A 22402-nucleotide genomic window follows, 5' to 3' on the forward strand; every position below is an offset into this window, starting at 1 on the left:
GGCCGCGAGGAGGAGAGGCATGTTCCAGACCACCGCCATCGGCAACGTCACCACGCTGGTCGCGCCGAGCGAGCTCGACGCGCGCAATGCGCCTGCGGCGCGGGACTACCTGAAGAAGCTCGTCGAGGCCGGAGCGAGCCGCCTGGTCATCGACCTCTCGGCGGTCTCGTTCATCGATTCCTCGGCGCTCGGCGCGCTGCTCACCGCGCTCAAGGCGGCGCGCTCTGCCGGCGGAGACGTCAAGCTCTCGGGCATGACGCCGGCAGTGCAGACGATCTTCGAGCTCACCCGGCTCTTCCGGGTGTTCGATGTCTTCCCGAGTGCGGAGCAGGCCGCCGCCAGCTTCTGAACGCCGGCTCGCGATCGGCGGGGGGACGTGAGCAAGGAGATCGTCGCGAGCGCGCTGCTCGCCGCGGCGGCGGTCGGTTTGGCCGGCCTGGCCGTGGTCTGGGCGCCGTTGCGCCGCTACCTGCTCTGCGGCTTCTTCCTCGGCGTCGGCAAGATCCTCGACGTCAACTGGGTGTCGCGTGAGGACTACCGCGGCTGGGTGCGCGGCTTCGAGATCGGCAGCCTCGACGTCATGGTGGTGGCGCTGCTTGCGGCGGTGCTGGGCGGGCCCGGGCGCCGTCCGGTGCGTTTCCTCCCGGCCCTGATGCTGCCGATCCTCGCCTGGGTGACGATGGCCTTCGTCTCGGCCTTCACCGCCGAGGTGCCGCTCTACGCCGGGTTCGGGCTGCTCAAGTTCGTGCGCTACACGCTGGCGTTCTGGGCCGTGGCGAATGCGGTCCGCGACGAGACCGACCTGCGCTGGCTCCTCTGGACCTTCGTCGCCTGCGCCGGGCTGCAGAGCTTCGACGCGGTCCAGGACTACCTCAAGGGGGTCTACCGCGTGCGCGGGTCGTTCGACCACTCGAACACGCTCGGGATGTACCTGAACATGTTCCTGCCGATCATCTTCTCGGCGCTCATGAACCTGCGGACAAGGTGGAGGGGGCTGCTCCTGGCGGTCTTCGGCCTCGGTGCCGGCACCGTCGTGCTGACCCTCTCTCGCGGATCGTGGGTCGCTCTCGGACTGGCGCTGGCGGTCGTCCTGCCGCTCTCCTTCGTGCTGCGTCTGCGGCCCGAGAAACTCGCCCTGGTGGCGTTCATGGTGGCGATCGCGATTCCTCCAGGGGCGATCGCGGTGCAGAAGATGATCCGGCGCATCCAGGAGGCGCCGGCCTCCTCGGGCGAGGCGCGCGTGGAGTTCAACAAGGTGGCCCGTCAGATGGCCTCGGACCGCGCCTTCGGGATCGGCATCAACAACTACTCCTACGGCACCGACGGCCCCTACTCCGAGCCGTTCGGCGACGGGCTCGACCGCGGCGGCCTCTGCCACAACCTCTACTTCCTGACCACCGGTGAGCTCGGCTGGGGTGGGCTGGCGGCGCTGATCTCGGTCTTCGCCGCGGCATTCGTGCACGGTGCACGCTTCCTCTGGCGGCAACTCGACGAGGGCCTCGGGTCGATCGTCATGCTCGGCTGGGTCGGTTCGCTGGTGACGGTGGCCTTCCAGTCGACACTCGAGTGGGCGCCGGTGCAGACCGGACTGGGGATGACGTTCTTCGGTCTGCTCGCCGTGGGCTCGGCGACGGCACGGCTCCCGTCGGGGGCGAGCGTCGCCCGGTGGACGATCTCGTGGCGGGCCGTCCCGCCGCCGGCTGGGCTGACGGCACGACCGGCCCGAGGAGGGGCACGATGAGCACGGACGTTCTCGTCATCCTGCGCTGTCTCAACGACGCGTGGGTCGTCGGCGAAACCCTCGAGGCGATCTTCGGGCAGCGCGAGGTCCGCCCGCGCGTCGTGGCGATCGACTCGGGCTCGACCGATGGATCGCTCGACATCCTCCGACGCTTCCCGCTCGAGCTGATGCAGATCGCTCCCGGGACCTACATCCCGGGGCGCGTGCTCAACCTCGGGATGCGTCAGGGGGCCGAGCCGATCGCGGCCTTCGTCAATTCCGACTGCACGCCGCAGCACGATCGCTGGCTCGACCGGCTCGTCGCGCCGTTCGCCTCCGACAACCGGATCGCCGCGGTGTACGGTCGCCAGATCCCACGGCCTGGGGCGCACCCGCTGGTGCGCCTCGACTACGAACGCGCCTTCGGCGACGGCTCGGAAGCGGCGCGCTGGCGGCACTTCTTCTCGATGGCGTCGTCGGCGGTGCGGCGCTCCGTCTGGGCGGCGGCGCCGTTCGACGAGCAGATCCGCTACTCCGAGGACGTGCTCTGGAGCTGGCAGCGACGGCAGGAGGGCTGGCGCATCTTCTACGCCGCCGAGTCGGTCGCCATGCACTCGCACAACTACTCGCTTGCCGAGATGCGGCGGCGCTACGCCGGCGAGGGGCGCGCCGATGCGGCGATCTTTCCGCCCGAAACACACCTCACGGGGTTCGGCGGCGGGCTGTTGCGGCCGTGGCTGGCGGCGGTGGCGCGGGACGGAGCGTGGTGCGTGCGCCACGGCTACTGGCGCGCCCTGTTCGAGTCTCCGGCGCATCGCTGGGTACAACGCGCCTCCTATCGATCGGGGCTGTGCGAGGGGCTGGGCCGTGGGTGAGCCCGCGCCGTTCACCGCGCTCGGCGAGCCGGATCTCGAGCGACGGGTCGCCGCGGACGTCGCGCATCTCGCCGCAGCGGTCTCGTCGGCGCTCGGCTCGAGCCTCCGCGCCCTGCTGCTCGGCGGCGGCTACGGGAGGGGCGAGGGCGGGGGGCGACGGGATGCGGACGGAACCTGGCGGCCGCTCAACGACTACGACCTCGTCGCCGTGGTGGACGGCGTGCGGCGCTGGCAGCTCGGCCGATTGCGGGAGCGCCTCGGCCGGCTCGCCGAGCTTCTCGCCGAAGAGTTGAACCTCGAGATCGAGCTCTCCCCGCTGCGGGTCGACGATCTGCCGCGCCTGCCGTTCACGATGATGTGGTGCGAGCTCTTCGCCGAGCCCCGCGTGATCGCCGGCGACCCTTGTGCCCTGGACCGCCGGCGCCGGCTCGCGCCCGCGGAGCTGCCGCAGCTCGAGGCGGTCCGCTATCTGGGCAACCGCGCGGCGCTGCTGCTCTGGTCGCGGCTGGAGCCGCTGCCGCCGGAGCGGGTCTGGAAGTTCGTCGCCAAGGCCTGGCTGGCGACCGGTGCGGCGGCGCTCATTGGGGCCGGGGAGTTCGCCGTGGGCTATGCCGCACGCCAGCGCCGGCTCGAAAGCCTGTCGCCGGGCGACCTGCCGCCGGTCGTCGATCTGTCCGCGCGGCATGCCGCTGCGGTCGCCGAGCGGCTCTCGCCAAGTGCGCCGCCGGCCTCGCTCGATGCCGAAGTCGAAGCGGCGGTCGCCGGCCTGCTCGCCACCTGGCGGTGGTGTGAAGGGCGCCGTCTCGGCTGGGAGCCGGTGCGTTGGGGCGACTACGCGCTGCACCCGAGCTCGTTCAGCGAAGGGAAGCTCGCCGCCGCGGGGAACCTGCTGCGGCAGCTCCGCGCCTTCGGCCTTTCCGGGATCCGGCCGGGATGGGCTGCGCTCGAGCCGCCGCGAGCCCGAGTCGCTCGCACGCTCCCAGCGGCGCTTGCCGGAGAAGGGATCGACGCTGCCTGCCGTCTGCTGGCCTGCGAGCCAGCGCAGGTGCCAGGCACCTGCCTGGCGCTGTGGCGGCGTTTCAACGCCTGAGGCGAAGGAGTCGACGATGCGCATCCTCGTGGCGGAAGACCAGCCGATCCACGCCCGCCTCCTCGAGGTGATGCTCGAGGAGCTCGGGCACCAGATGGTCCACGCCGGAGACGGTGCGGAGGCCTGGAGGTTGCTGAGCGCGGACGATCGCCCCGCGCTCGCCCTGATCGACTGGATGATGCCCGGCATGAGCGGGGTCGAGCTCTGCCGGCGAATCCGCGCCGAGCCCGCATTGGCCGGTGTCTACGTGATCCTGCTCACCGCCCGCGACACCACGGACGACGTCGTCGAGGGGCTCGGGGCGGGAGCGAACGACTTCGTCACCAAGCCGTTCGAGCCGCGCGAGCTGGCGGCGCGGCTACAGGTCGGCGTGCGCGTCCTCGAGCTCGAGGCGGCGCTCGCCGCACGCGTCGAGGAGACGCGCCGGGCGCTCGCCGAACGGGCGGCGGCGATGGAGGCGCTGCGGGCGGCGATGGCCCGGGAGGTGGCGGTTGCCGACCGCATCCAGCAGTCGCTGCTCTTTGGCTCGCCGCCGTCGCGGCCGGAGCTCGAGATCGCCGCCTTGTCGGCCCCTTCTCAGGGCGTCGACGGCGACTTCTACGACTTCCTCGACTGCAGCGCGACCCATCTCGACGTGCTGGTGGGCGACGTCATGGGCAAGGGGATTCCGGCGGCCCTGGCTGGCGCGGCGACCAAGAGCCATGTCCTGCGGGCTCTCGCCCTCGGTCACCGCATCGGGGGGGAGGCCGACACGCCGGCGGGGATCATCGACGCGGTGTCGCGCTCAGCCGGCCCTCGCTTCGTCGAGCTGGAGAGCTTCGCTACCCTGGTGTACGCGCGGATCGATCTCGCCCGCGACGAGATCCGGCTGGTCGACGCAGGGCATCCGCCGACGTTGCTGGTGCGAGGCGACACCGGCGCCGTCGAGGAGCTCTCCGGCATCGACCCCCCGCTTGGCATCTGGGAGGAGCAGAAGTTCACCGAAGTGCGCGCGCCCTTCCGCTGCGGCGACGTGGCGGTCTTCTACTCCGACGGGGTCACCGAGGCGGCCAGCCCGGTGGGCGAGCTCTTCGGTGTCGCCCGGCTCAAGGCGCTGCTCGGCGCAGCGCGCGGGGCGACCGCACACGACCTGGTGGCGCGGATCCGCGCCGCCGCGTCGAGCCACGCCGGGGGAGGACCGATGTCGGATGACCTCACCTGTGTCGTCGTGCGACGTCGCGAGCTTGCCGGCTCGCGTCCGCCGGTTCGGACGGCGAGCGCCACGAGCTCGGTCGACCTGCCGGCCTCGCTCGACGAGCTCGGCCGGGTTCGCTCGCTGATCGAAGAGGTCTGCGGCTCCGGCTGCCTGCGTTTCCGCGAGGAGCAGGTTGCCGCCCTGCTGCTGGCGGTCAACGAGGCGTTCGTCAACGTGGTCGAGCATGCCTACGCCGGCGTCGCCGACGGACGCGTGCGGCTCGAGACAGAGTGTGGCGGCGAGGTGCTCGAGGTGCGGATGGTTCATCGCGGCGCGTCGTTCGACCCGGAGACCGTGCCGCCGCCGTCCTTCGACGGCTCGCGAGATGGCGGCTTCGGTGTCTACCTCATCGCGGCCTCGGTCGACGAGGTGACCTATGAAGACCTCCCCGGCGGCGAGCGGGTGATTCGCCTGCGCAAGCGAGGGCTCGCCGCGCCCGGTGGTGGGACCGGGGTTTCTGCGCATTGACCCTTTCCGCAGCGGCGGCGTATCGTGGCGGCGACCGCGGTGTGCCGCTCCTGCGAGCGACCACTCCACCGCCATGTCGTCCGTCCGATCCCTTCCCGCCGACGCGCTGCTCGAGCTGTTGCTGATCGCCAGCGACACGCTGAGCCCGGAAGAGATGGCCGGGCGCTTCGTCCCGCAGGTCGGCGAACGAATCGGGCTCTCCGCGGCGGCGATCTTCCTGCCGCGGTCCGACGACGGCGAGGGCCCGCCGCGACTGGTGGCGAAGTGGACGAAGGCCGAGTGGATCGCCACGCCGCGCGAGCTCACGGCGCTCGTCGAACGCCCCAACCCCAACTCCGTCTGGGTCTCGGGCGAGGGCAACGAGGCGCTCTTCGGCCTCGCCGGGGCAGGCTTCCTCTGGGCACGGACGGCGATGACCGTGCGCCCGCTCGTCCAGGACGCGAGGTTCCGCCAGGTTCTCGACCGCCTGGCCGAGGGCCTCAAGCGGGCGCGCGTCCACACCCGCGCGATCCGCCAGCTCGACGACCTCACCTCCGCACGCCGTCTGGCCGGCGAGGCGATCGAACGGCTCGGCGCCTTCGTCGACAGCCTCGAGGGCGCTGTGCTGGTCGAGACGGCGGAGCGCAAGATCGCGTTGGCCAACGAAGGGTTCTGCCAGCTCTTCGGCGTCCCGGGCAAGCCCGACGCGTTGATCGGCGCCGACTGCGCGCTCGCCGCCGAGGGGAGCAAGATCCTCTTTCGCGATCCGGCCGGTTTCCTCGCCGGAGTGATGCAGCGGCTCGCCGAAGGACGCCGCGTGGTGGGCGAAGTGCTGGAGATGGCCGATGGCCGCGTCCTCGAGCGCGACTTCATTCCGGTGCTGACCGAGGGACGCCACGCCGGTCAGCTCTGGCACTACCGCGAGGTCACCGCCCGGGTGCTCGCCGAGCGCGAGATCTCGCGTCTCAAGCAGTTCTACGAGCAGGTGCTCGACTCGATGCCGGTGCAGCTGGCGGTCTTCGACCCGGCGGGGCGCTACATGCACGTGACGCCGAGCGCCATCGCCGACGAGGAGACACGGCGCTGGATCGTCGGTCGGACCGACTTCGACTACTGCGAGCGGCGCGGGCTCGCGCGCGAGATCGCCGACGCGCGCCTGCGGCGCATTCTCGAGGTCGTGGCCACCCGTCAGCCGACACGGCTCGAGGAGTCGTTCACCGACCGGGCGGGGGTGCTGCGGCACTTCGTGCGCTTCGTCCACCCGGTGGTGGACGCCGAGGGCAAGGTCGTCCAGGTGCTCGGCTACGGGCTCGACATCACCGAGCGCAAGCAGGCAGAGGCGGCGCTGGCGACGAGCCGCGCGCTGGTCGCCGCGGTGCTCAACGCGTCGCTCGACGCCATCGTCACGCTCACCTCGTCGGGGGAGATTCTCGAGCTGAACCCGGCGGCCGAGAAGATCTTCGGGCTGCCGCGAGAGGCCATCGTCGGCCGGCCGGTGTCCGATTTCGTGCTGCGCGAAAGCGACGGCGGGGTGCACCGCTTCGCCCTCGCCCGCTACCTGCGGGCCCGGCGCTCCTCGCTCCTCGGCCGGCGGCTCGAGCTCGCCGGGCGGCGCCACGACGGCGAGATCTTCCCGGTCGAGCTCTCGCTCCACGAGCTCGAGCTGGTCGAGGGTGGCGGGCGCTTCACCGTCTACCTGCGCGACATCACGGAGCGCAAGCGGGCGGAGCGGCTGCTGACCGAGGCCAAACAGGCTGCCGAGGCCTCGGCGCGGGCGCGCGAGCTCTTCCTCGCCAACATGAGTCACGAGATCCGCACGCCGCTCAACGGCGTGATCGGCATGACGCACCTGCTCGAGGCGACCGAGCTCTCGGCGCAGCAGCGAAGGTACCTCGGGGCGATCCGCTTCTCGGCCGACACGCTCTATGCGCTGATCAACGACGTGCTCGACTTCTCGAAGATGGAGGCCGGCGGGCTGGTCTTCGAGGAGATCTCCTTCCGTCTCGACGAGCTGCTGCGCCATCTGGTCGAAGCGACGCGTTTCGCCGCAGAGCGCAAGGGGCTCGAGTTGCTGCTCGACCTCGCGCCGGAGCTGGCGCGTCCGGTGGTGGGCGATCCGGTCCGGCTCAAGCAGATCCTGATGAACCTGGTGGCCAACGCGGTGAAGTTCACCGAGCGGGGGACGGTCGTCGTCGGTGCCCTGCCGCTGCGCGAAGTGGCCGGAGTCCTCCACCTCCAGTTCTGGGTCGCCGACACGGGGATCGGCATCGCGCCCGAGAAGCAGATGACGGTGTTCGATGCCTTCACCCAGGAGCGCTCGGACACCGCGCGGCGCTACGGCGGCACCGGGCTGGGGTTGGCGATCGTCAAGCAGCTCGTCGAGATGCAGGGCGGGCGCATCGCGGTCGAGAGCGCGCCGGGCAAGGGGAGCGTCTTCACTGTCTTCCTGTCCTTCCTGGTGCGACCCGAGCCGGTTGCCGTGCTCGACGGGGAGACCAAGGAGCTGCCGGCGCAACTCGGCGGCACCCGGATCCTGCTGGTCGAGGACAACGAGCTGAATCAGCTCGTCGCAGCCGAGATCCTGCGGCAGGAGGGGGCGGAGGTCACCGTGGCCGGCGACGGTGGCGAGGCGTTGGCGCGTCTGGCGAGCGAGCGCTTCGACCTCGTGCTCATGGACCTGCAGATGCCGGTCATGGATGGCTTCGAAGCCACCCGGCGGATCCGCCAGGAGCTGAAGATCCCTTCGGGAGTGCTGCCGATCGTCGCGCTGTCGGCATCGACGCTCTCGGAGGAGAAGGAGCAGGCCTACGCCGCCGGGATGGACGATTTCGTGATGAAACCCTTCGACCCGCGTCACCTGCGCGGTCGCATTACCGAGCACCTGGTGCGACTCGGGCGCCGTCCGGGCGGGGCGGCGGTCGAGCTGGTGATCGGTCCAGGGGCCGAAGCCACACCAACGGTCCCGCAGGCGGTGCAGACCCCTGCGGACGCCGCTCCCTCCGCCGTCTCGGCGGCAGCGAGCGTGGACGAGCCGCCGCCGGCACCGCCGGTGGACCTCGCCCGGTTGGAGCGCAGCGCGATGGGGCGTCCGGCACTGGCGCGAGAGATCGTCGAGCTCTACTTGGCCGCGACGCCCGAGCTGATCGCCGAGATGACCGCGGCCGTGGCGGCGGGCGATCCGCGGCGCGTTCAGGCCGCGGCACACAAGCTCAAGTCGACCTCGGGGGTCATCGGAGCCGGAGAGCTCCAGTCCCGCTCCGCCGAGCTCGAAGAGCGCGCCGACAAGTGGTCGCCCGACGAGCTCGGCGAGAAGGTGGCCGCAGTCGCGCGACACTGCGACGCGGTCGTCGCGGCGCTGCTCCTCGCGCGGTCACGCTACGTCGCGCCGGCGGAGCCGAAGACTCCGCCGGGCTGACCGGCGAGCGCGGCCTCGTCGCCGCGCCGCCACTGCTCAGCCGGGAAACCTCAGTTCGTCGTCCCGCTCCAGGTTGCGAGCGAGCCACCCTCGAAGCCGTCGGCGAAGCCGCTGCCGAAGGTGTCGCACTGGTTGTTCCAGAGACAGGCCACCCACTCCGGGTGGTCGACGAACGGATTGCGATTCGCCTGGTAGGTGTAGACGACGTCGTTGCGGCGCTGTTCGCGGGCATCGACGGGATCCTGTGCCGCCCAGGCGAGGATCGTCGTCAGCCTGCCCATGTAGGCGACCGACGCGTTGCCGCCGGTGGTGACGATCAGACCGGTGTCGTCGGTCAACCGGAGATCGGGCTCGGTGGCGCCGGTGGCGCCGTGAGTGCCGCCCTCGTAGCGGACTTCGAGGTAAAGCTGGGCACGTGCGACGTCGCCGCGACGGGCGTTCCAGGTCTCCCAGGCGCTCGTGGAGTACCAGTTCGAGTTCCCCGGGTAGGTGCCGCTCCCGCCGCCGATCCCGTGGTTGAGCAACGTGGCATCTTCGCTGCAGCCGGAGGCGCAGGTGCCGTACGGGAGGTTCCCGCGATCGGCGTTGTAGGTCACGTCGGCGGCGAAGAGGTGATGGCAGTCGGTGTAGGGGAAGTTCGTGGCCCCGTCGTTCGGGAAGCCGTAGGAATTCGGCCAGGAGTGCTCGCGGTTGTAGGCACCGGTGCCCCCGGCGATCTTGGTGTAGACCGCGTTCTTGTAGAGATCGAGGATCGCACCGGTGTCCACCGGATCCTCGTCCGCCAGATTCAGGACGTCCCAGGTGTCGGTCTCGGCCGAGGTGTAGGGCACCTTGATGTGATCGTCGATCGCCGCGTGGAGCGTCGCGCGGAGGGTCGTGGAGCTGCTCGCGTCGACGTGGCGGTAGAAGTCCGCGACCCGGATGGTGTTCGGCATGCCGGGAGTGTTGAGCGCTTCGAGAGCCGTCTGGGTGGCGAGGCTTCCGGTCGGCAGCCCGGCACGTTCGAAGTCGTTGCGCATCCAGTCGGCGATGGCGTCCGTGTCGACTCCGTTGGGGAATCGGGACGCGCCGCCGACCTTGCCGGCCAGTCCGTCGTAGCCGGCGGTGAGCAGCACGGCGGAGTAGGGCAGGTCGACACCGGCGCCGTCGGTCACCGCCACGCTGTCGGAGATCGACGTCCACGGGGTCGCGTCCAGCGTGCCGTCGTTGCCGGCGTCGAGGTCCTGGCCGACCGTGCCGGTGAACCCCTGGACGACGAGCAGCGTGCGGCTGGCGTCGCCGAGCGACGCGGCCGGGAGGAAGCCGCTCGACCAGAGGCCGGCGCCGCTCGTCGTCCCGGCCTGGATCGCTGCTTCGACGAGTCCCGGATTGCCGGTCGTGTCGCTGTCGAGCACGACGACCCAGGTGGAGGCGTAGGAGGTCGTGGCCGTGCCCCAGATCTCGACGTACTCCTGCGTGTCGGCACCGTCGAGGTCGAGGACGAACTCGTTGAGCCGCGCTCCCGAAGCCGTGGCGCTGCCGGTGGAGTTGACGGCCCCCGGAGTGTTCAGGGCCTCACCGGCCACCAGGGTGCCGGTGAAGCCCGGAAAGCCGGCGCCGTCGAAGTCGTTGCGCACCCAGTCGCCGACGGTGTCGCTGTCCGTGCCGTCGGGAATCCGGCTGGCGCCTCCGGGGACGAACGCCACGCCGTCGAATCCGGAGGCGAGCGCGACCGGGCCGTAGAGCAGGTCGCCGGCGACGCCGTTGTTCACCGCGACGGTGTCGAGCAGCGAGGTCCAGGGCGTGGCGTCGAAGACGCCGTCGTTGTTGGTGTCGAGGTCCTGGCCGAGGGTGCCGGTGAAACCCGAGACGAGCAGCAGCGTCATCGATCCGTTCTCGAGGTCGCGCGCCCCAGCGGCGCTCGCCCAATGGCCGCTGGCGTCGGTCGTGCCGACGGTCCAGACGAAATCGATCGTGCCCTGCGCACTGCCGAAGTCGCCTTCGACCTCGAGGATTCGCAGGGTCGCCGAGTAGTTGGTGCTCGGCGCCCCTTTCAACTCCACGAAGGCCTGGGTGTCGGTGCCGGTGTGGTTGGCGACGAACTCGTTGATCACTTGAGCGGGAACCGGGCCGGCGAAGAAGCCGGCGAGCAGGAGCAGGAAGGAGGCGAGACGGGCGTGAGGCGTGCAAGGCATCGAGGGATCTCCGGGGGAATGACCGAGAGGGAGGCAGTGAAAAGTCTACCAGTTGAGTCGCGAGAGCTGGGTCCGGACGGCCGGGGATCTAGGCGCCGCCGCGACAGGCTGGTACCGTTCGCGAGCCATGGTGCGGGCGAGAATCCTCGCGTGGGCGGCCTCGCTGCGGAAGGGCGAGGGTCGCAACCCGTCGATCGGCGGCGTCGCTTCGACAAGCGCTGACGAGCGGCGTGCGGGCGTGCCCTGGGGGTTCGTTCTCCTCGTTCTTCTCGCCCTGACCGGTGGAGTCCTCGAGCGGACGGGGCTGCTCGACTGGCGTGCGGCGGTGGCGCTGGCCCAGGGCTACGCCGGGCAGTGGTGGCTCGCTCCGGCCATGGCGGTGGTCATGGCGGTGTTGTACTCGTTCGGCCTCCCGGGGTCGTTGATCACCTGGGTGGCAGGGATCGTCTTTCCGCCGCTGATCGCCGCACCGACCGTCGTTCTAGGCGGTGTCGCCGGCGCACTCGGAGCCTACTCGCTCGCCCGGGTCGCCCGGACGAGCCGCGACGGTGGGAGCGGCGGCGAGCGGCGGCGGCTCGTCCGGCTGCTGGCGCGCAGGAGCGATTTCGCGACGCTCGCGGCCTTTCGACTTGCGCCCGGTTTCCCGCACTCGGCGATCAACTTCGCCGCCGGAATGCTGCGTCTGCCGTTGGGGCGCTTCGTCGCCGCCAGCGCCCTGGGTCTCGCGGTGAAGTGCACGGTCTACGTGAGTGCGATCCACCAGGCGACGAAAGTCGCCGCGTTGGACCAGGCGATCTCCTGGCGAACGGCGGCCACCCTGTCCGGGCTCGCGCTGGTGCTCGTCGCCCTGCCGCCGCTCCTGCGCTTCGCCCGCGGACGCGTCGGCGTCGACGGCGCCCCGGTCGAGCCGGCTTGAGCCGCGCTTCACCTCAACTGTCGATCCTCTCCCGGCCCGCCTCGACGAGAGCCTCCTTTGCCTTCCGCCGCAGCCGCTTCAGTCGCGCCTCCTCCCGGAGCGCTTCGCTCCACGAGCCCACCTCGCGGGACCAGGCGAGCTCGACCGGGAGTCGCGACCGGGTGTACCGCGAGGCTCGCCCCGCATGATGCTCGCGCAGGCGGCGCTGGAGATCGATCGCGGCGCCGGCGTAGAGCGATCCGTCGCGGCAGCGGAGCAGGTAGACGAACGGCATCGCCCGATGCTAGCCCGCCGTCGCCTTGCCGCAGCGGGGGGAGGCTGGGCTAGGCTCGCCCTCCGTTGAGCTTTCCCCTGTTCCTGCGCCTCGGCCCCTGGGCCCTCCACCCGCATCTCGTCTTCGAGTTGTTGGCCTATTTCGTCGGCTTCCGGCTCTACCTGGCGGAACGTCGACGGCGCGGCGATGCGCTCGACGACCCCCGGCGCTGGTGGGTGGTCGCGGCGGCGGCGATCGGCGCCGCCGGCGGAGCCCGTCTGCTCTATCTGCTGGAGTGCCCGACGGAGACCCTGCGGCATCTCGGGGATCCGGCCTACCTGCTCGGCGGCAAGACGATCGTCGGCGGCCTCGCCGGGGGGTGGCTGGCGGTCGAAGGCGTCAAACGGCTCCTCGGCGTGAGCGGCAGGACCGGCGATCTCTTCGCCATCCCGCTGACGGCGGCGATCGCCATCGGCCGGATCGGCTGTTTCCTTTCCGGGCTCGACGACCACACCCACGGTCTGCCGACGAGCCTGCCCTGGGGGATCGACCTCGGAGACGGCGTGCCGCGCCATCCGACGCCGCTCTACGAGATCGCCTTTCTCGCCGGGCTCGCGGGGCTGCTCGTCGCCTGGCGGCGGCGGTCGCCCGTCACCGGAGATCTCTTCCGCGGCTTCGTGGTCGGCTACTTCTCGTTCCGTCTCGTCGTCGACGTTCTCAAACCCACCCCGTGTCGCGGCTTCGGCCTCACGGCGATCCAGTGGACCTGCCTCGCGGCGCTCGTCGTGACGCTCCCGGATATGCTGCGCTGGCTTCGCGGCGCGAGAGGCTAGTTCGCAAGGAGGAGACGATGGGCTGGTTCCGCGATCTCGGCAGAGAGAAGCCTTGGGCTCAGGGTTGCCTGATCTTCGTGGCGGGCGTGATTCTCGCCGTGTCGGGCTGCTTCGGCTTCCTGGTGACGCTCAACTTCAACGGCAGCGGGGCGCGGTCGTCCCAGGAGGCGCTGAACGCCTTCGGCGCGGTGGCCTTCGGCCTCGGCGGGCTCGCCACGGTCGTGGGCTTCATCTGGTGGATCGTCGGGCTGGCGCGGTCGCCGCTGCGGCGCGGTGCTTCGTCCGCCTCGTCGGTCGTGCCGCCCCCGCCGCCCCCACCGCCGCCGGCCCCGGAAGGATGACGATGCCGCCGCGCAACCGGCCGTACCTCTACTACGACACGGCGCGCTCGATCTGTTCGACCTGCTGGCGGACGATCGACGCCAAGATCGTCTTCGCCGACGGCGCCGTCTACATGCTCAAGCACTGCCCCGCTCATGGCGACGAGCGCGTGCTGGTGGCCGACGACGTCGACTACTACCGCCGCTGCCGCGAGGTGTTCCTCAAGGCGCCGGAGATGCCGGCGCGCTACAACACGCCGGTGCGCTGGGGCTGTCCCTACGACTGCGGGCTGTGCACGGACCACGAGCAGCACTCCTGCCTGACGCTCGTCGAGATCGCCGACGCCTGCAACCTCGCCTGTCCGATCTGCTACTCGTCGAGCGGGCCGCATCGACCGGCGTTCCGTTCGCTCGCCGAGGTCGAGAGGATGCTCGACGCCGTCGTGGCCAACGAGGTCGAGCCGGACGTCGTGCAGATCTCCGGCGGGGAGCCGACGATCCATCCCGAGTTCTTCGCCATAATCGACGCGGCACGCCGGCGTCCGATCCGTCACCTGATGGTGAACACCAACGGGGTGAGGATCGCCGAAGACGCTGCCTTTGCCGAGCGCCTGGCGGGCTACGGGCCGGGGTTCGAGGTCTACCTGCAATTCGACTCCCTGCGCGAGGCGCCGCTGCGGGCGCTGCGCGGCGCCGACCTGCGCCGGATCCGCGAGCAGGCGCTCGAGCGTCTCAACGCCCTCGGGCTGTCGACCACGCTCGTCGTCACGGTGGAGAAGGGGGTCAACGACGGCGAGCTCGGCGAGATCGTCGAGTTCGCGCTCCGCCAGCCGGCGGTGCGTGGCGTGACCTTCCAGCCGGTCCAGGCGGCGGGGCGGCTCGACGGGTTCGACCCGGCGCGGCATCGGCTCACCCTGACCGAAGTGCGGCGGCGCATTCTCGAGCAGACGTCGGTCTTCCGCCCCGAGGACCTGATCCCCGTGCCCTGCCACCCCGATGCGCTGGCGATGGCCTACGCGCTGAAGCTCGGTGGCCAGGTGGTACCGCTCACCGGGATGATCGACCCGCAACTGCTGATCGAGGGCGGGCGCAACTCCATCGTCTACGAGCGTGACCCGGCGGTACGGGAGGGGATCTTCCGGCTGTTCGCCACCAACCATTCGCCGGAGTCGAGCGCCGCGAGCCTCAAGGACCTCCTCTGCTGTCTTCCGCGCGTCGACGTTCCGGCCGAGCTCGGCTACGCCAACCTCTTCCGCATCCTCATCGTCCAGTTCATGGACGCACCGGCCTTCGACGTGCGCTCGGTCAAGAAGAGTTGCATCCACATCGTCGACCCGCGCAATCTGCGGATCATCCCCTTCGACACCTACAACCTGTTCTACCGGGACGATCTGGCCGAGACGCGCCTGGCGCCGCTGCGCCGGCAAGCCGAAGCCTCGCTCTGACCGTTCGGTGGCGCGGTCCGCCGCGCGGCCAGGAGGGCCGGGGCTTGACAGCCTAATCGCCATATGGCAATATACCGTCATGGTGATTACGAACTCCATCCGCCGCATGGCGACCCTCGTCGCCTTCCTGTCGACCGGTGTCGGCTGGGCGCAAGCCCCCGGAGATGCTCTCGACCTCGCCGCCACCATGGCGCGGGGGCGCGAGCGGGCCCGCGAGGTCGCCGCCTCCAAGGCCCGCGAGATCGCCGCCACCGAACGCGTGTCGCAGGCCAAGTCCTACCGCTGGCCCGTGCTCCGGGCGCAGGAGATCTGGGCCCGGACGAACTCCCCGGCCGAGGCCTTCGCCTTCAAGCTGAACCAGGAGCGGTTCTCGTTCCCGGACTTCGTGGCCTCCGATCCGAATCGGCCCGATTCCCTCTCGACGGCCATCTCCCTGCTCGAGCTCGAGCTCCCGATCTGGACCGGAGGCGAGATCTCGGCCCGTGTCGAGCAGGCCAACCTGGCGGCCGACGCCGCTCGTGAGAGCTCGGCGCGCGCGGCCGACGCAGCGGCGCTCGCCGCCGCCGAGGCGTGGGTCCGGCTCGCGCAGGCGCGCGAGCTCGTGGCGCTCCTCGAGAAGGCCCGCGAGACCGTGGCGGCGCACGTCACGCTGGCCTCGGCCTACGCCGAGCAGGGGATGCTCGTGCGCTCCGAGCTCCTCCGCGCCGAGGTGGAGCTCTCCCGCATGGACGACCTACTCGCCGAGGCGCGCGGCAACGCCCGGGTGGCCGAGTCAGGCCTGGCGTTCCGCTTCGCCGAGCCGATGGGGACGACCTACCTGCTCGCGCCGCTACCGCCGCCGCCGCCGATCGCCGGGGAGCGCGACGTCTGGCTTGCCGCCTCGACCGGTCGTTCGGATCTCGCCGCGGCGCGCAAGCTGTTGCGAGCCGGCGAGCTCGAGGCCGAAGCCAGGCGCGCGTTGCTCTTCCCGCGGATCGGTCTCGTCGCGCGGCAGGACTTCGTCGACGACAAGCTGTTCGGGACGAACGGAAGCGCGACGACGATCATGGCCGTCGCGAGCTTCGAGCTCCCGCTCGCCGGCGGCAAACAGGCGGCCGTCGCCGCCGCACGGGCCGAGGCCGAGGCGGGAAGGCAGGACGTCACCCGCTTCGAAGAGGGAGTCCGACTCGAGGTCAAGCAGGCCTTCGAGCGCGCCGCCGTGGCGGTCGAGCGGCAGCGCACCGCCGCGCGTGCGCTCTCGGCGGCGGACGAATCGGTGCGCATCACCGAGGAGCGCTTCCGCGCCGGAGTGGTCAGGACGATCGACCTGCTCGACGCCGTCACGGCCCGGCGCGAGGCCGAGACGCGCGAGCTCGTCGCTCGTGCCGAGGCGAATCTGGCCGCTCTCGCGCTCGCCGTGGCCGCCGGCCGCACGCCCGAATCCGTACTGACTCCGAACCCGCAGGGAGGGACGCTGTGAACCGCCGTCGTCTGAAGGGACTCTCGATCGCCGTGCTGGCCGCGATGGCCGCGGCCGTTTCGCTCACCGCCTGCGGCAAGCAGGCCGCGCCGACCGCCGTCGAGCCGGCGCCCCAATCCGTCCGCCTTTCCGTCGCCGAGCGCGTCGTCGAGCCGGCGACGACCGAGATCGCCGGCAGCGTCAGCGCCGAGAAGGTCACGGCGGTCTCGAGCCGCGTGATGGCGCTCGTCTCCGCCGTTCACGTCCAGCTCGGCGACCCGGTCCGGGCCGGTCAGGTCCTGGTTTCGATCGACGCCACGGCGGCGCAGGGGCAGGTCGCGCAGGCCCAGGGCGCGCTCGCCCAGGCGCAGGCGGCGCTCGCGCTCGCCGAGCGCAACTTCGCCCGCTTCAAGTCGCTCGCCGCCACGGGATCGGCCTCCGAGCTCGAGCTCGACATGGCGCGCATGCAGGATGCCCAGGCCCGGGGCGCCGTTCAGCAGGCCCAGGGCGCCGTCGACGCGGCATCCTCGGTGGCCCGGGAGTCGCAAGTGGTGGCTCCGTTCGCCGGGCGGGTGACGCAGCGCCTCGTCGAGGTCGGCGACCTCGCCGCTCCGGGGCGTCCGCTGGTCATGCTCGAATCGGCCACGGGACGCCGTCTGGCGCTGGCGATCCCCGAAGGGCTGGCGCACGCCGCCGCGCTGAAGGTCGGTGATCGGCTGGCGGTGACGCTCGACGCGTTGCCCGGAACGGCGCCGATCGCCGGGGAGGTCGTCGAGATCTCCCCCGGGGCGGACCCGGTTACCCACTCTTACACGGTCAAGCTGGCGCTCCCGGGCGAGGTCCCCTCGGGTTCGGCGGCACGCGCCGCGGTGCCGACCGGCGAGCGGGAGCTCGTCCTCGTGCCGCGCGAGGCGCGAATCGAGAGCGGCGGCCTGACACTCGTCGTGGTGCGCGATGCCGAAGGTCGAGCGCAGACCCGCGTGGTGACGCTCGGGCGCAGTCGCCCCGACGGCCGCATCGAGGTGCTCTCCGGGCTCGCCGGCGGGGAGAGCGTGGCGCTCGGACTGCCCTCCGCACCCGCCGCGGGCACGCGGATCGAGGAGGTCCGGCCGTGAGCCGAAACGAGGAGATCCGTCCGGGCAGCGCCGTCCCGGGCCTCGACGCCGAGACGCGTCGCGAGGCGGCCCGCCTGAAGATGTCGCGCAAGCCGATGGGCTTCGCCGGCAAGGTGGCGGAAGCGTTTCTCGACTCGAAGCTGACGCCGCTCCTGGTCGTCGCATCGCTCCTGCTCGGTGCCTTCGCCGTCCTGGTGACGCCGCGCGAAGAGGAGCCGCAGATCCAGGTGCCGATGATCGACGTCTTCGTCCAGCTTCCCGGCGCCGACGCCGGAGAGGTCGAACGTCGCGTCATCGCGCCGCTCGAGAAGGTGCTCTACGAAATTCCGGGCGTCGAGCACGTCTATTCGACCTCGCAGCCGTCGGGCGGCATGATCATCGTCCGTTACCTCGTCGGCACTGACCCGGACCAGGCGGTGTTGCGGGTGCACGCCAAGCTCGCCGAGGTGGCGGCCAGCCTGCCGCAGGGAGCCGCGCCGCCGATCGTCGCGCCGCGCGGCATCGACGACGTGCCGGTGCTCGCCTACACCCTGTGGTCCCGCCGTGCCGCGCCGCTCGAGCTGCGGCAGGTCGCCAGCGAGCTGAAGGCCGAGCTGACGCGCCACCCGCGGGTCGCTCAGGTGGCCGTGCTCGGCGGTGTCCGGCGGGCGGTGCAGGTGCGCTTCGACCGCGAACGCCTGGCGGCGCACCAGGTCTCGATCCTTCAGGTGGCACAGGCGCTCTCCGGCATGAACTGGAAGCTCCCGGCGGGATCGTTCGCCGCCGCGAATCACGAAGTCGAGGTGGAGGTCGGGAACCTCTTCCAGAGCGCCGACGAGGTCGCTGCGGCGGTGGTCGGCGTCTACGGCGGTCGGCCGGTCTTCCTGCGCGACGTCGCCCTCGTCACCGACGGAGCGGACGAGCCCAGCCAGTACGTCTGGATGACCGCCGGAGTCGCCGCGGCGGCCAAGGGGCTGCCGGAAGGGCTCGACGTGCCGGCGGTGACCGTCGCGGTCTCGAAGAAGCCGGGGACGAACGCCGTGCAACTGGTCGCCGAGCTCGACGGTCTCGTCGAGCGGCTGAAGGGGCCGGTGATCCCGTCGCAGGTCGAGGTGACCAAGACCCGCGACTACGGATTCACCGCCGACGAGAAGTCGTCCGAGCTGATGAAGCACCTGGGACTGGCCACGCTCTCGGTGGTGGCGCTGATGGCGCTGGCGCTCGGTCGGCGCGAGGCGGTCGTCGTGGCGGTGGCTGTGCCGGTGACGCTCGCCCTGACCCTGGCGGCCTCCTACCTCTTCGGCTACACGCTCAATCGCGTCACCCTGTTTGCCCTCATCTTCGCCATCGGCATCCTGGTCGACGACGCGATCGTGGTGGTCGAGAACATCCACCGTCACTATCAGCTCGGCTGGACGAGCCCGCGGCATGCCACCGTCTTCGCCACCGACGAGGTGGGCAATCCGACGATCCTGGCGACGCTGACGGTGATCGGCGCGCTGCTGCCGTTGGCCTTCGTCTCGGGACTGATGGGGCCGTACATGCGGCCGATCCCGATCAACGCCTCAGCGGCCATGGTCTTCTCGCTGCTGGTGGCGTTCGTGGTCTCGCCCTGGCTGACCTTCCGGCTCTTCCGCAAGCACGCCGAGGCGATGGCGGCGATCGGGCACGCGGCGCCCGACGCCGAGACGGCCGAGGAGACCCGGCTGCATCGCCTCTACCAGAAGCTCTTCGCGCCGCTCCTGGCGAGTCCGGTCAAGCGCTGGGCGCTCCTCGGCGCGGTGGGCGTGCTGCTCCTGGCCGCGGTGGCACTCTTCCCGGCCCGGTTGGCGGTGGTCAAGATGCTGCCGCACGACAACAAGAGCGAATTGCAGGTCGTCGTCGACATGCCCGAAGGGACGACGCTCGAGCAGACGGCGGCGGTGGCGCGGGAGCTGGCCGCGGCGGCCCGTACCCGACCCGAGGTGTCCGACATCCAGACCTACGTCGGCACGACCTCGCCCTTCAACTTCAACGGCCTCGTCCGGCACTACTTCCTGCGCTCCGGCCCGCTGGTGGCCGATCTGCAGGTCAACCTGCTGCCCAAGCACGAGCGCGACCGTGCCAGCCATCCGTTCGCCAAGGAGCTGCGGACCCTGTTGGCGCCGATCGCGGCGCGGCACGGTGCGAACGTCAAGGTGGCCGAGGTCCCGCCGGGACCGCCGGTGCTCTCGACCCTGGTGGCCGAGGTCTACGCGCCGACGCTCGAGCAGCGGGTCGACCTCGCCGGCAAGGTGCGGGCGGTGTTCGAGTCGACGCCCGGCGTGGTCGACGTCGATTGGTACGTGGAAGGTCCGGGAGAACGCGTCGAGCTGCGGATCGACCGCGAGAAGGCGGCGCGCTCCGGCATCTCGGCCGAGGCGATCGTCCGCACCGTGCGGGTCGGTCTCGCCGGCGCCGAGGTCGGGCGCCTCGCCGTGTCGCAGGCGCGCGAGGAGGTGCCGTTGGTCCTGCGTCTCGACCGCGCCCAGCGCTCGAGCATCGCCGAGCTGCTCGCCGTCGACGTCCACGGCAGTGCCGGACAACTGGTGCCGTTGCGTGAGCTGGTGACCCCGCTGCCGCCGGCGGCGCGCGAGCGGTTCATCTACCACAAGAACCTGCGTCCGGTGACCTACGTCCTCGGCGACGTCGCCGGGGCGGCGGAGTCGCCGGTCTACGCCCTCCTCGACATGGGCGAGCGGATCGATGCCATCGCCGACGGCGGGGGGCGCCGCATCGACGTGCTCTTCGCGGGAGCGCCGACCGACACCGCGCGGCCGACGCTGCTCTGGGACGGCGAGTGGCAGATCACCCACGACGTCTTCCGCGACATGGGGATCGCCTTCGGTGCCGTGGTCGTCCTGATCTACTTCCTCGTCGTCGGCTGGTTCCGCTCGTTCGTCACGCCGCTGATCATCATGGCGCCGATCCCGCTGACGCTCATCGGCATCGTCCCGGCACACGCCCTCGGCGGGGTGTTCTTCACCGCCACCTCGATGATCGGGTTCATCGCGCTCGCCGGCATCATCGTGCGCAACTCGATCCTGCTCGTCGACTTCATCAACCTCGAGCTCGAGGCCGGCGAGACGCTCGAAGCCGCGGTCATCAAGGCGGCGGCGGTGCGTTTTCGGCCGATCGCGCTCACGGCGGCGGCACTGGTGGTCGGTGGCGTCGTGATCCTGCTCGATCCGATCTTCCAGGGGCTTGCGGTGGCACTGATCTCCGGCGTCGTGGTGGCGACGGCGCTCACCCTGGTCGTCATCCCGCTGCTCTATTTCATGTACGTCAAGACCGTCGGCATCGCCGCGGTGATTCCGCCGGCCGAGCCGCTCGACTGAAGGAGAGACCGATGAAGATCAACGACGCCCTGCGCGCCATCGCCGGCAGCCTCGTGCTGGCTTCCGTCGCCCTCGGGCACTGGGTGCACCCGGGCTGGTACCTGTTCACCGCCTTCGTCGGAGCGAACCTGCTTCAGTCGGCCTTCACCGGCTGGTGCCCGATGATCACGATTCTCAAGAAGCTCGGCCTTCCGGAGTGACGTCGTGAAGATGCTGATGATCGTCGTCGACTCGGCCAAGCGCGAGGAGCTCGAGGTGGTGCTCGAGCAGTCCGGCGTCGTCGGATACACTGAGATCCCACAGGCGGCGGGCCGCGGCGCGACCGGGCCGCGGCTGGGCTCGCGGGCATTTCCGCGCACCTCGGCGGTGATCTTCTCGGTGCTCTCGGCCGAGGCTCTCGCCACCCTGACGGCCCGGATCCGCGAGTTCTGCGACGCCTGCGGCGAGCGGCTCAAGATGGTTGCCTGGGACGTCGAGGAGGTCATGTGAACGATCAGGACGCACTGCTCGCCCGCATCGCCGAGCGGCTCAAGGCGCTCGCCGACCCGACGCGGCTGAAGATCCTCCATGTTCTCGAGGAGGGTGAGCGCTGTGTCTCGGAGATCGTCGAATCGGTCGGCGGGAGCCAGGCCAACGTCTCGAAGCATCTCTCGATCCTGCGCCGCGCCGGACTGGTGGACTGCCGGCGACGCGGGCTCAACGTCGACTACCACGTGACGGACAGCACCTCGCTGGCGATCTGCCGGACGGTGTGCGCCGTGCTCGAGAAGCAGGCGGCGGCCGAGCATCGCGAAATCAAGCGCGCCCGGGCGGCGAGCGGGGGGTTCGGGTGAACGACCTCCTGCTCTTCCTCGCGTTCGTCGTGGTCTGGTTCCTGCTCCAGGTGGTGGTCCTGCCGCGGCTCGGTGTCCCCACCTGAGCGGTCCCCACCCCGGCCGGGCGTCGGGGCGGCGCGAAGAGTTGTGCTGGCGAGCCGTCGGGACAAGACCCGGCCGGCTCGGCGGACGAAGACAGCAAGGGAGTCTGAACGGAATGCCTCTCTACGAGTACAAGTGCCGCTCTTGCGGCCACCGTTTCGAGCTGCTGCAGCGGATGGGCGAGGGAGCGACCGAAGTCGAGTGCCCGCGTTGCGGCGAGCGTACGGCCGAGAAGTTGCTCTCGACCTTCGCCGCCTCGGTGTCGGGATCGGGCCCTTCGGCCGGTCCGGCCTGCGGCGGCGGTGGTTGCGGCGCCGGTTCCGGATTCACCTGAGCCTCCTGAGTCGGCGGCCCGGGCGGCTGCCCCGCGAAGGACGAAGAACCCGCAGGGAGATACCCAGCGCCTGCGGAAAGGAGATCCCATGCGCGAGACCGCGGTGGCATTCGAGGCGACGACGACGGCGAGCTTCTCCGCTGCCGTGGCCCGCGTGCGCGAGGAGTTGCCGAAGGAGGGCTTCGGCATCCTCACCGAGATCGACATGCAGGCCAAGCTCAAGGAGAAGCTCGGCGTCGACGTGCCGCCGAGCCTGATTCTCGGCGCCTGTCATCCGCCGTCCGCCTACCGGGCATTGCAGGCCGTGCCGGAAGTCTCGGTGCTCCTGCCCTGCAACGTCTGCGTGGCGGTCGAGAACGGGCTGACGGTGGTCCGGGCGATGAACCCCGCGGCCGTGATGGCGGTCCTCGCCGAGCCGAGCCTGCAGGCGGTCGGCGAGGACGTCGGCGCGGCGCTGCGCCGGGTGGTCGCCCGGGTCTGCGCTTGAATCGTGGCGGAATCGGTCGCCGCGATGGCGCGACGGCGAGGGTGATGCGCTACG

At 70.9% G+C, this 22402-nt stretch carries 20 protein-coding genes; 18 read left to right on the top strand and 2 right to left on the bottom strand.

Annotated elements, in window-relative coordinates; all coding sequences use genetic code 11:
- Positions 1-19: 19 nt before the first annotated feature.
- The 6 genes from IPJ17_08850 (at position 20) to IPJ17_08875 (ending at position 8781) form a co-directional block, all read left to right on the top strand.
- The gene (locus IPJ17_08850) at positions 20-349 is read left to right on the top strand and encodes an STAS domain-containing protein (GenBank protein ID QQR75661.1); all 330 of its coding nucleotides are present in this window, start codon (positions 20-22) and stop codon (positions 347-349) included.
- 27 nt (positions 350-376) lie between these two features.
- Positions 377-1741, top strand: a complete 1365-nt coding sequence (locus tag IPJ17_08855) for an O-antigen ligase family protein (protein ID QQR75662.1) — start codon at positions 377-379, stop codon at positions 1739-1741.
- Entirely contained in the window at positions 1738-2595 is an 858-nt protein-coding gene (locus tag IPJ17_08860; protein QQR75663.1) for a glycosyltransferase, read from the top strand. Before IPJ17_08855 ends, IPJ17_08860 begins: the two co-directional genes overlap by 4 nt.
- Entirely contained in the window at positions 2588-3685 is a 1098-nt protein-coding gene (locus tag IPJ17_08865; protein ID QQR75664.1) for a hypothetical protein, read from the top strand. Before IPJ17_08860 ends, IPJ17_08865 begins: the two co-directional genes overlap by 8 nt.
- 16 nt (positions 3686-3701) lie before the next feature.
- Positions 3702-5387 carry a SpoIIE family protein phosphatase gene (locus IPJ17_08870; protein QQR75665.1) on the top strand — a complete coding sequence of 562 codons (1686 nt, stop codon included), beginning with the start codon at positions 3702-3704 and terminating at the stop codon, positions 5385-5387.
- Positions 5388-5460: 73 nt separating this feature from the next.
- Positions 5461-8781 carry a PAS domain S-box protein gene (locus tag IPJ17_08875; GenBank protein ID QQR75666.1) on the top strand — a complete coding sequence of 1107 codons (3321 nt, stop codon included), beginning with the start codon at positions 5461-5463 and terminating at the stop codon, positions 8779-8781.
- A gap of 50 nt (positions 8782-8831) precedes the next feature.
- Here the strand turns inward: IPJ17_08875 and IPJ17_08880 are convergent, their stop codons facing one another.
- The gene (locus IPJ17_08880) at positions 8832-10955 is read right to left on the bottom strand and encodes an endonuclease (protein QQR75667.1); all 2124 of its coding nucleotides are present in this window, start codon (positions 10953-10955) and stop codon (positions 8832-8834) included.
- 127 nt (positions 10956-11082) lie between these two features.
- On the opposite strand from IPJ17_08880, the gene IPJ17_08885 reads away from it, so the two are divergent.
- Complete coding sequence (locus IPJ17_08885; GenBank protein ID QQR75668.1) at positions 11083-11871, top strand: VTT domain-containing protein; 789 nt, start codon at positions 11083-11085, stop codon at positions 11869-11871.
- A gap of 13 nt (positions 11872-11884) precedes the next feature.
- On the opposite strand, the gene IPJ17_08890 is transcribed toward IPJ17_08885, so the two are convergent.
- A complete protein-coding gene (locus IPJ17_08890; GenBank protein QQR75669.1) occupies positions 11885-12145 on the bottom strand; it encodes a GIY-YIG nuclease family protein in 261 nt (86 codons plus the stop codon).
- A 65-nt stretch (positions 12146-12210) separates the two neighbouring features.
- On the opposite strand from IPJ17_08890, the gene IPJ17_08895 reads away from it, so the two are divergent.
- The 11 genes from IPJ17_08895 (at position 12211) to IPJ17_08945 (ending at position 22348) form a co-directional block, all read left to right on the top strand.
- On the top strand, positions 12211-12957 hold the full coding sequence (locus IPJ17_08895) for a prolipoprotein diacylglyceryl transferase (GenBank protein ID QQR75670.1): 747 nt from the start codon (positions 12211-12213) through the stop codon (positions 12955-12957).
- Between the two features lie 17 nt (positions 12958-12974).
- Positions 12975-13298, top strand: coding sequence for a hypothetical protein (locus IPJ17_08900; GenBank protein ID QQR75671.1), 324 nt, complete (start codon positions 12975-12977; stop codon positions 13296-13298).
- Between the two features lie 2 nt (positions 13299-13300).
- On the top strand, positions 13301-14722 hold the full coding sequence (locus tag IPJ17_08905; protein ID QQR75672.1) for a radical SAM protein: 1422 nt from the start codon (positions 13301-13303) through the stop codon (positions 14720-14722).
- Between the two features lie 79 nt (positions 14723-14801).
- Positions 14802-16181 carry a TolC family protein gene (locus IPJ17_08910; protein ID QQR75673.1) on the top strand — a complete coding sequence of 460 codons (1380 nt, stop codon included), beginning with the start codon at positions 14802-14804 and terminating at the stop codon, positions 16179-16181.
- Positions 16178-17275 carry an efflux RND transporter periplasmic adaptor subunit gene (locus tag IPJ17_08915; GenBank protein ID QQR75674.1) on the top strand — a complete coding sequence of 366 codons (1098 nt, stop codon included), beginning with the start codon at positions 16178-16180 and terminating at the stop codon, positions 17273-17275. Before IPJ17_08910 ends, IPJ17_08915 begins: the two co-directional genes overlap by 4 nt.
- An 80-nt stretch (positions 17276-17355) precedes the next feature.
- Positions 17356-20610: an efflux RND transporter permease subunit gene (locus IPJ17_08920; GenBank protein ID QQR76129.1), complete on the top strand. Its 3255-nt coding sequence runs from the start codon at positions 17356-17358 to the stop codon at positions 20608-20610.
- Positions 20611-20621: 11 nt separating this feature from the next.
- Positions 20622-20810 carry a DUF2892 domain-containing protein gene (locus IPJ17_08925; GenBank protein ID QQR75675.1) on the top strand — a complete coding sequence of 63 codons (189 nt, stop codon included), beginning with the start codon at positions 20622-20624 and terminating at the stop codon, positions 20808-20810.
- 4 nt (positions 20811-20814) lie between these two features.
- Positions 20815-21099, top strand: coding sequence for a hypothetical protein (locus tag IPJ17_08930; GenBank protein ID QQR75676.1), 285 nt, complete (start codon positions 20815-20817; stop codon positions 21097-21099).
- Positions 21096-21443: a winged helix-turn-helix transcriptional regulator gene (locus IPJ17_08935; protein ID QQR75677.1), complete on the top strand. Its 348-nt coding sequence runs from the start codon at positions 21096-21098 to the stop codon at positions 21441-21443. Before IPJ17_08930 ends, IPJ17_08935 begins: the two co-directional genes overlap by 4 nt.
- Positions 21444-21642: 199 nt before the next feature.
- On the top strand, positions 21643-21861 hold the full coding sequence (locus tag IPJ17_08940) for a zinc ribbon domain-containing protein (protein QQR75678.1): 219 nt from the start codon (positions 21643-21645) through the stop codon (positions 21859-21861).
- 88 nt (positions 21862-21949) lie between these two features.
- Positions 21950-22348, top strand: a complete 399-nt coding sequence (locus IPJ17_08945; GenBank protein QQR75679.1) for a DUF302 domain-containing protein — start codon at positions 21950-21952, stop codon at positions 22346-22348.
- The last annotated feature ends 54 nt before the right edge of the window (positions 22349-22402 follow it).

This window comes from Holophagales bacterium, assembly GCA_016699405.1.
Lineage (GTDB): Bacteria > Acidobacteriota > Thermoanaerobaculia > Multivoradales > JAGPDF01 > JAAYLR01.

Excerpts from the sequence above, each read along its gene's own strand:
- IPJ17_08850 (QQR75661.1), top strand. The coding sequence starts at position 20 with ATGTTCCAGACCACCGCCATCGGCAACGTCACCACGCTGGTCGCGCCG.
- IPJ17_08860 (QQR75663.1), top strand. The coding sequence starts at position 1,738 with ATGAGCACGGACGTTCTCGTCATCCTGCGCTGTCTCAACGACGCGTGG.
- IPJ17_08870 (QQR75665.1), top strand. The coding sequence starts at position 3,702 with ATGCGCATCCTCGTGGCGGAAGACCAGCCGATCCACGCCCGCCTCCTC.
- IPJ17_08875 (QQR75666.1), top strand. The coding sequence starts at position 5,461 with ATGTCGTCCGTCCGATCCCTTCCCGCCGACGCGCTGCTCGAGCTGTTG.
- IPJ17_08880 (QQR75667.1), bottom strand. The coding sequence starts at position 10,955 with ATGCCTTGCACGCCTCACGCCCGTCTCGCCTCCTTCCTGCTCCTGCTC.
- IPJ17_08885 (QQR75668.1), top strand. The coding sequence starts at position 11,083 with ATGGTGCGGGCGAGAATCCTCGCGTGGGCGGCCTCGCTGCGGAAGGGC.
- IPJ17_08890 (QQR75669.1), bottom strand. The coding sequence starts at position 12,145 with ATGCCGTTCGTCTACCTGCTCCGCTGCCGCGACGGATCGCTCTACGCC.
- IPJ17_08900 (QQR75671.1), top strand. The coding sequence starts at position 12,975 with ATGGGCTGGTTCCGCGATCTCGGCAGAGAGAAGCCTTGGGCTCAGGGT.
- IPJ17_08905 (QQR75672.1), top strand. The coding sequence starts at position 13,301 with ATGCCGCCGCGCAACCGGCCGTACCTCTACTACGACACGGCGCGCTCG.
- IPJ17_08910 (QQR75673.1), top strand. The coding sequence starts at position 14,802 with ATGGTGATTACGAACTCCATCCGCCGCATGGCGACCCTCGTCGCCTTC.
- IPJ17_08920 (QQR76129.1), top strand. The coding sequence starts at position 17,356 with ATGTCGCGCAAGCCGATGGGCTTCGCCGGCAAGGTGGCGGAAGCGTTT.
- IPJ17_08925 (QQR75675.1), top strand. The coding sequence starts at position 20,622 with ATGAAGATCAACGACGCCCTGCGCGCCATCGCCGGCAGCCTCGTGCTG.
- IPJ17_08940 (QQR75678.1), top strand. The coding sequence starts at position 21,643 with ATGCCTCTCTACGAGTACAAGTGCCGCTCTTGCGGCCACCGTTTCGAG.
- IPJ17_08945 (QQR75679.1), top strand. The coding sequence starts at position 21,950 with ATGCGCGAGACCGCGGTGGCATTCGAGGCGACGACGACGGCGAGCTTC.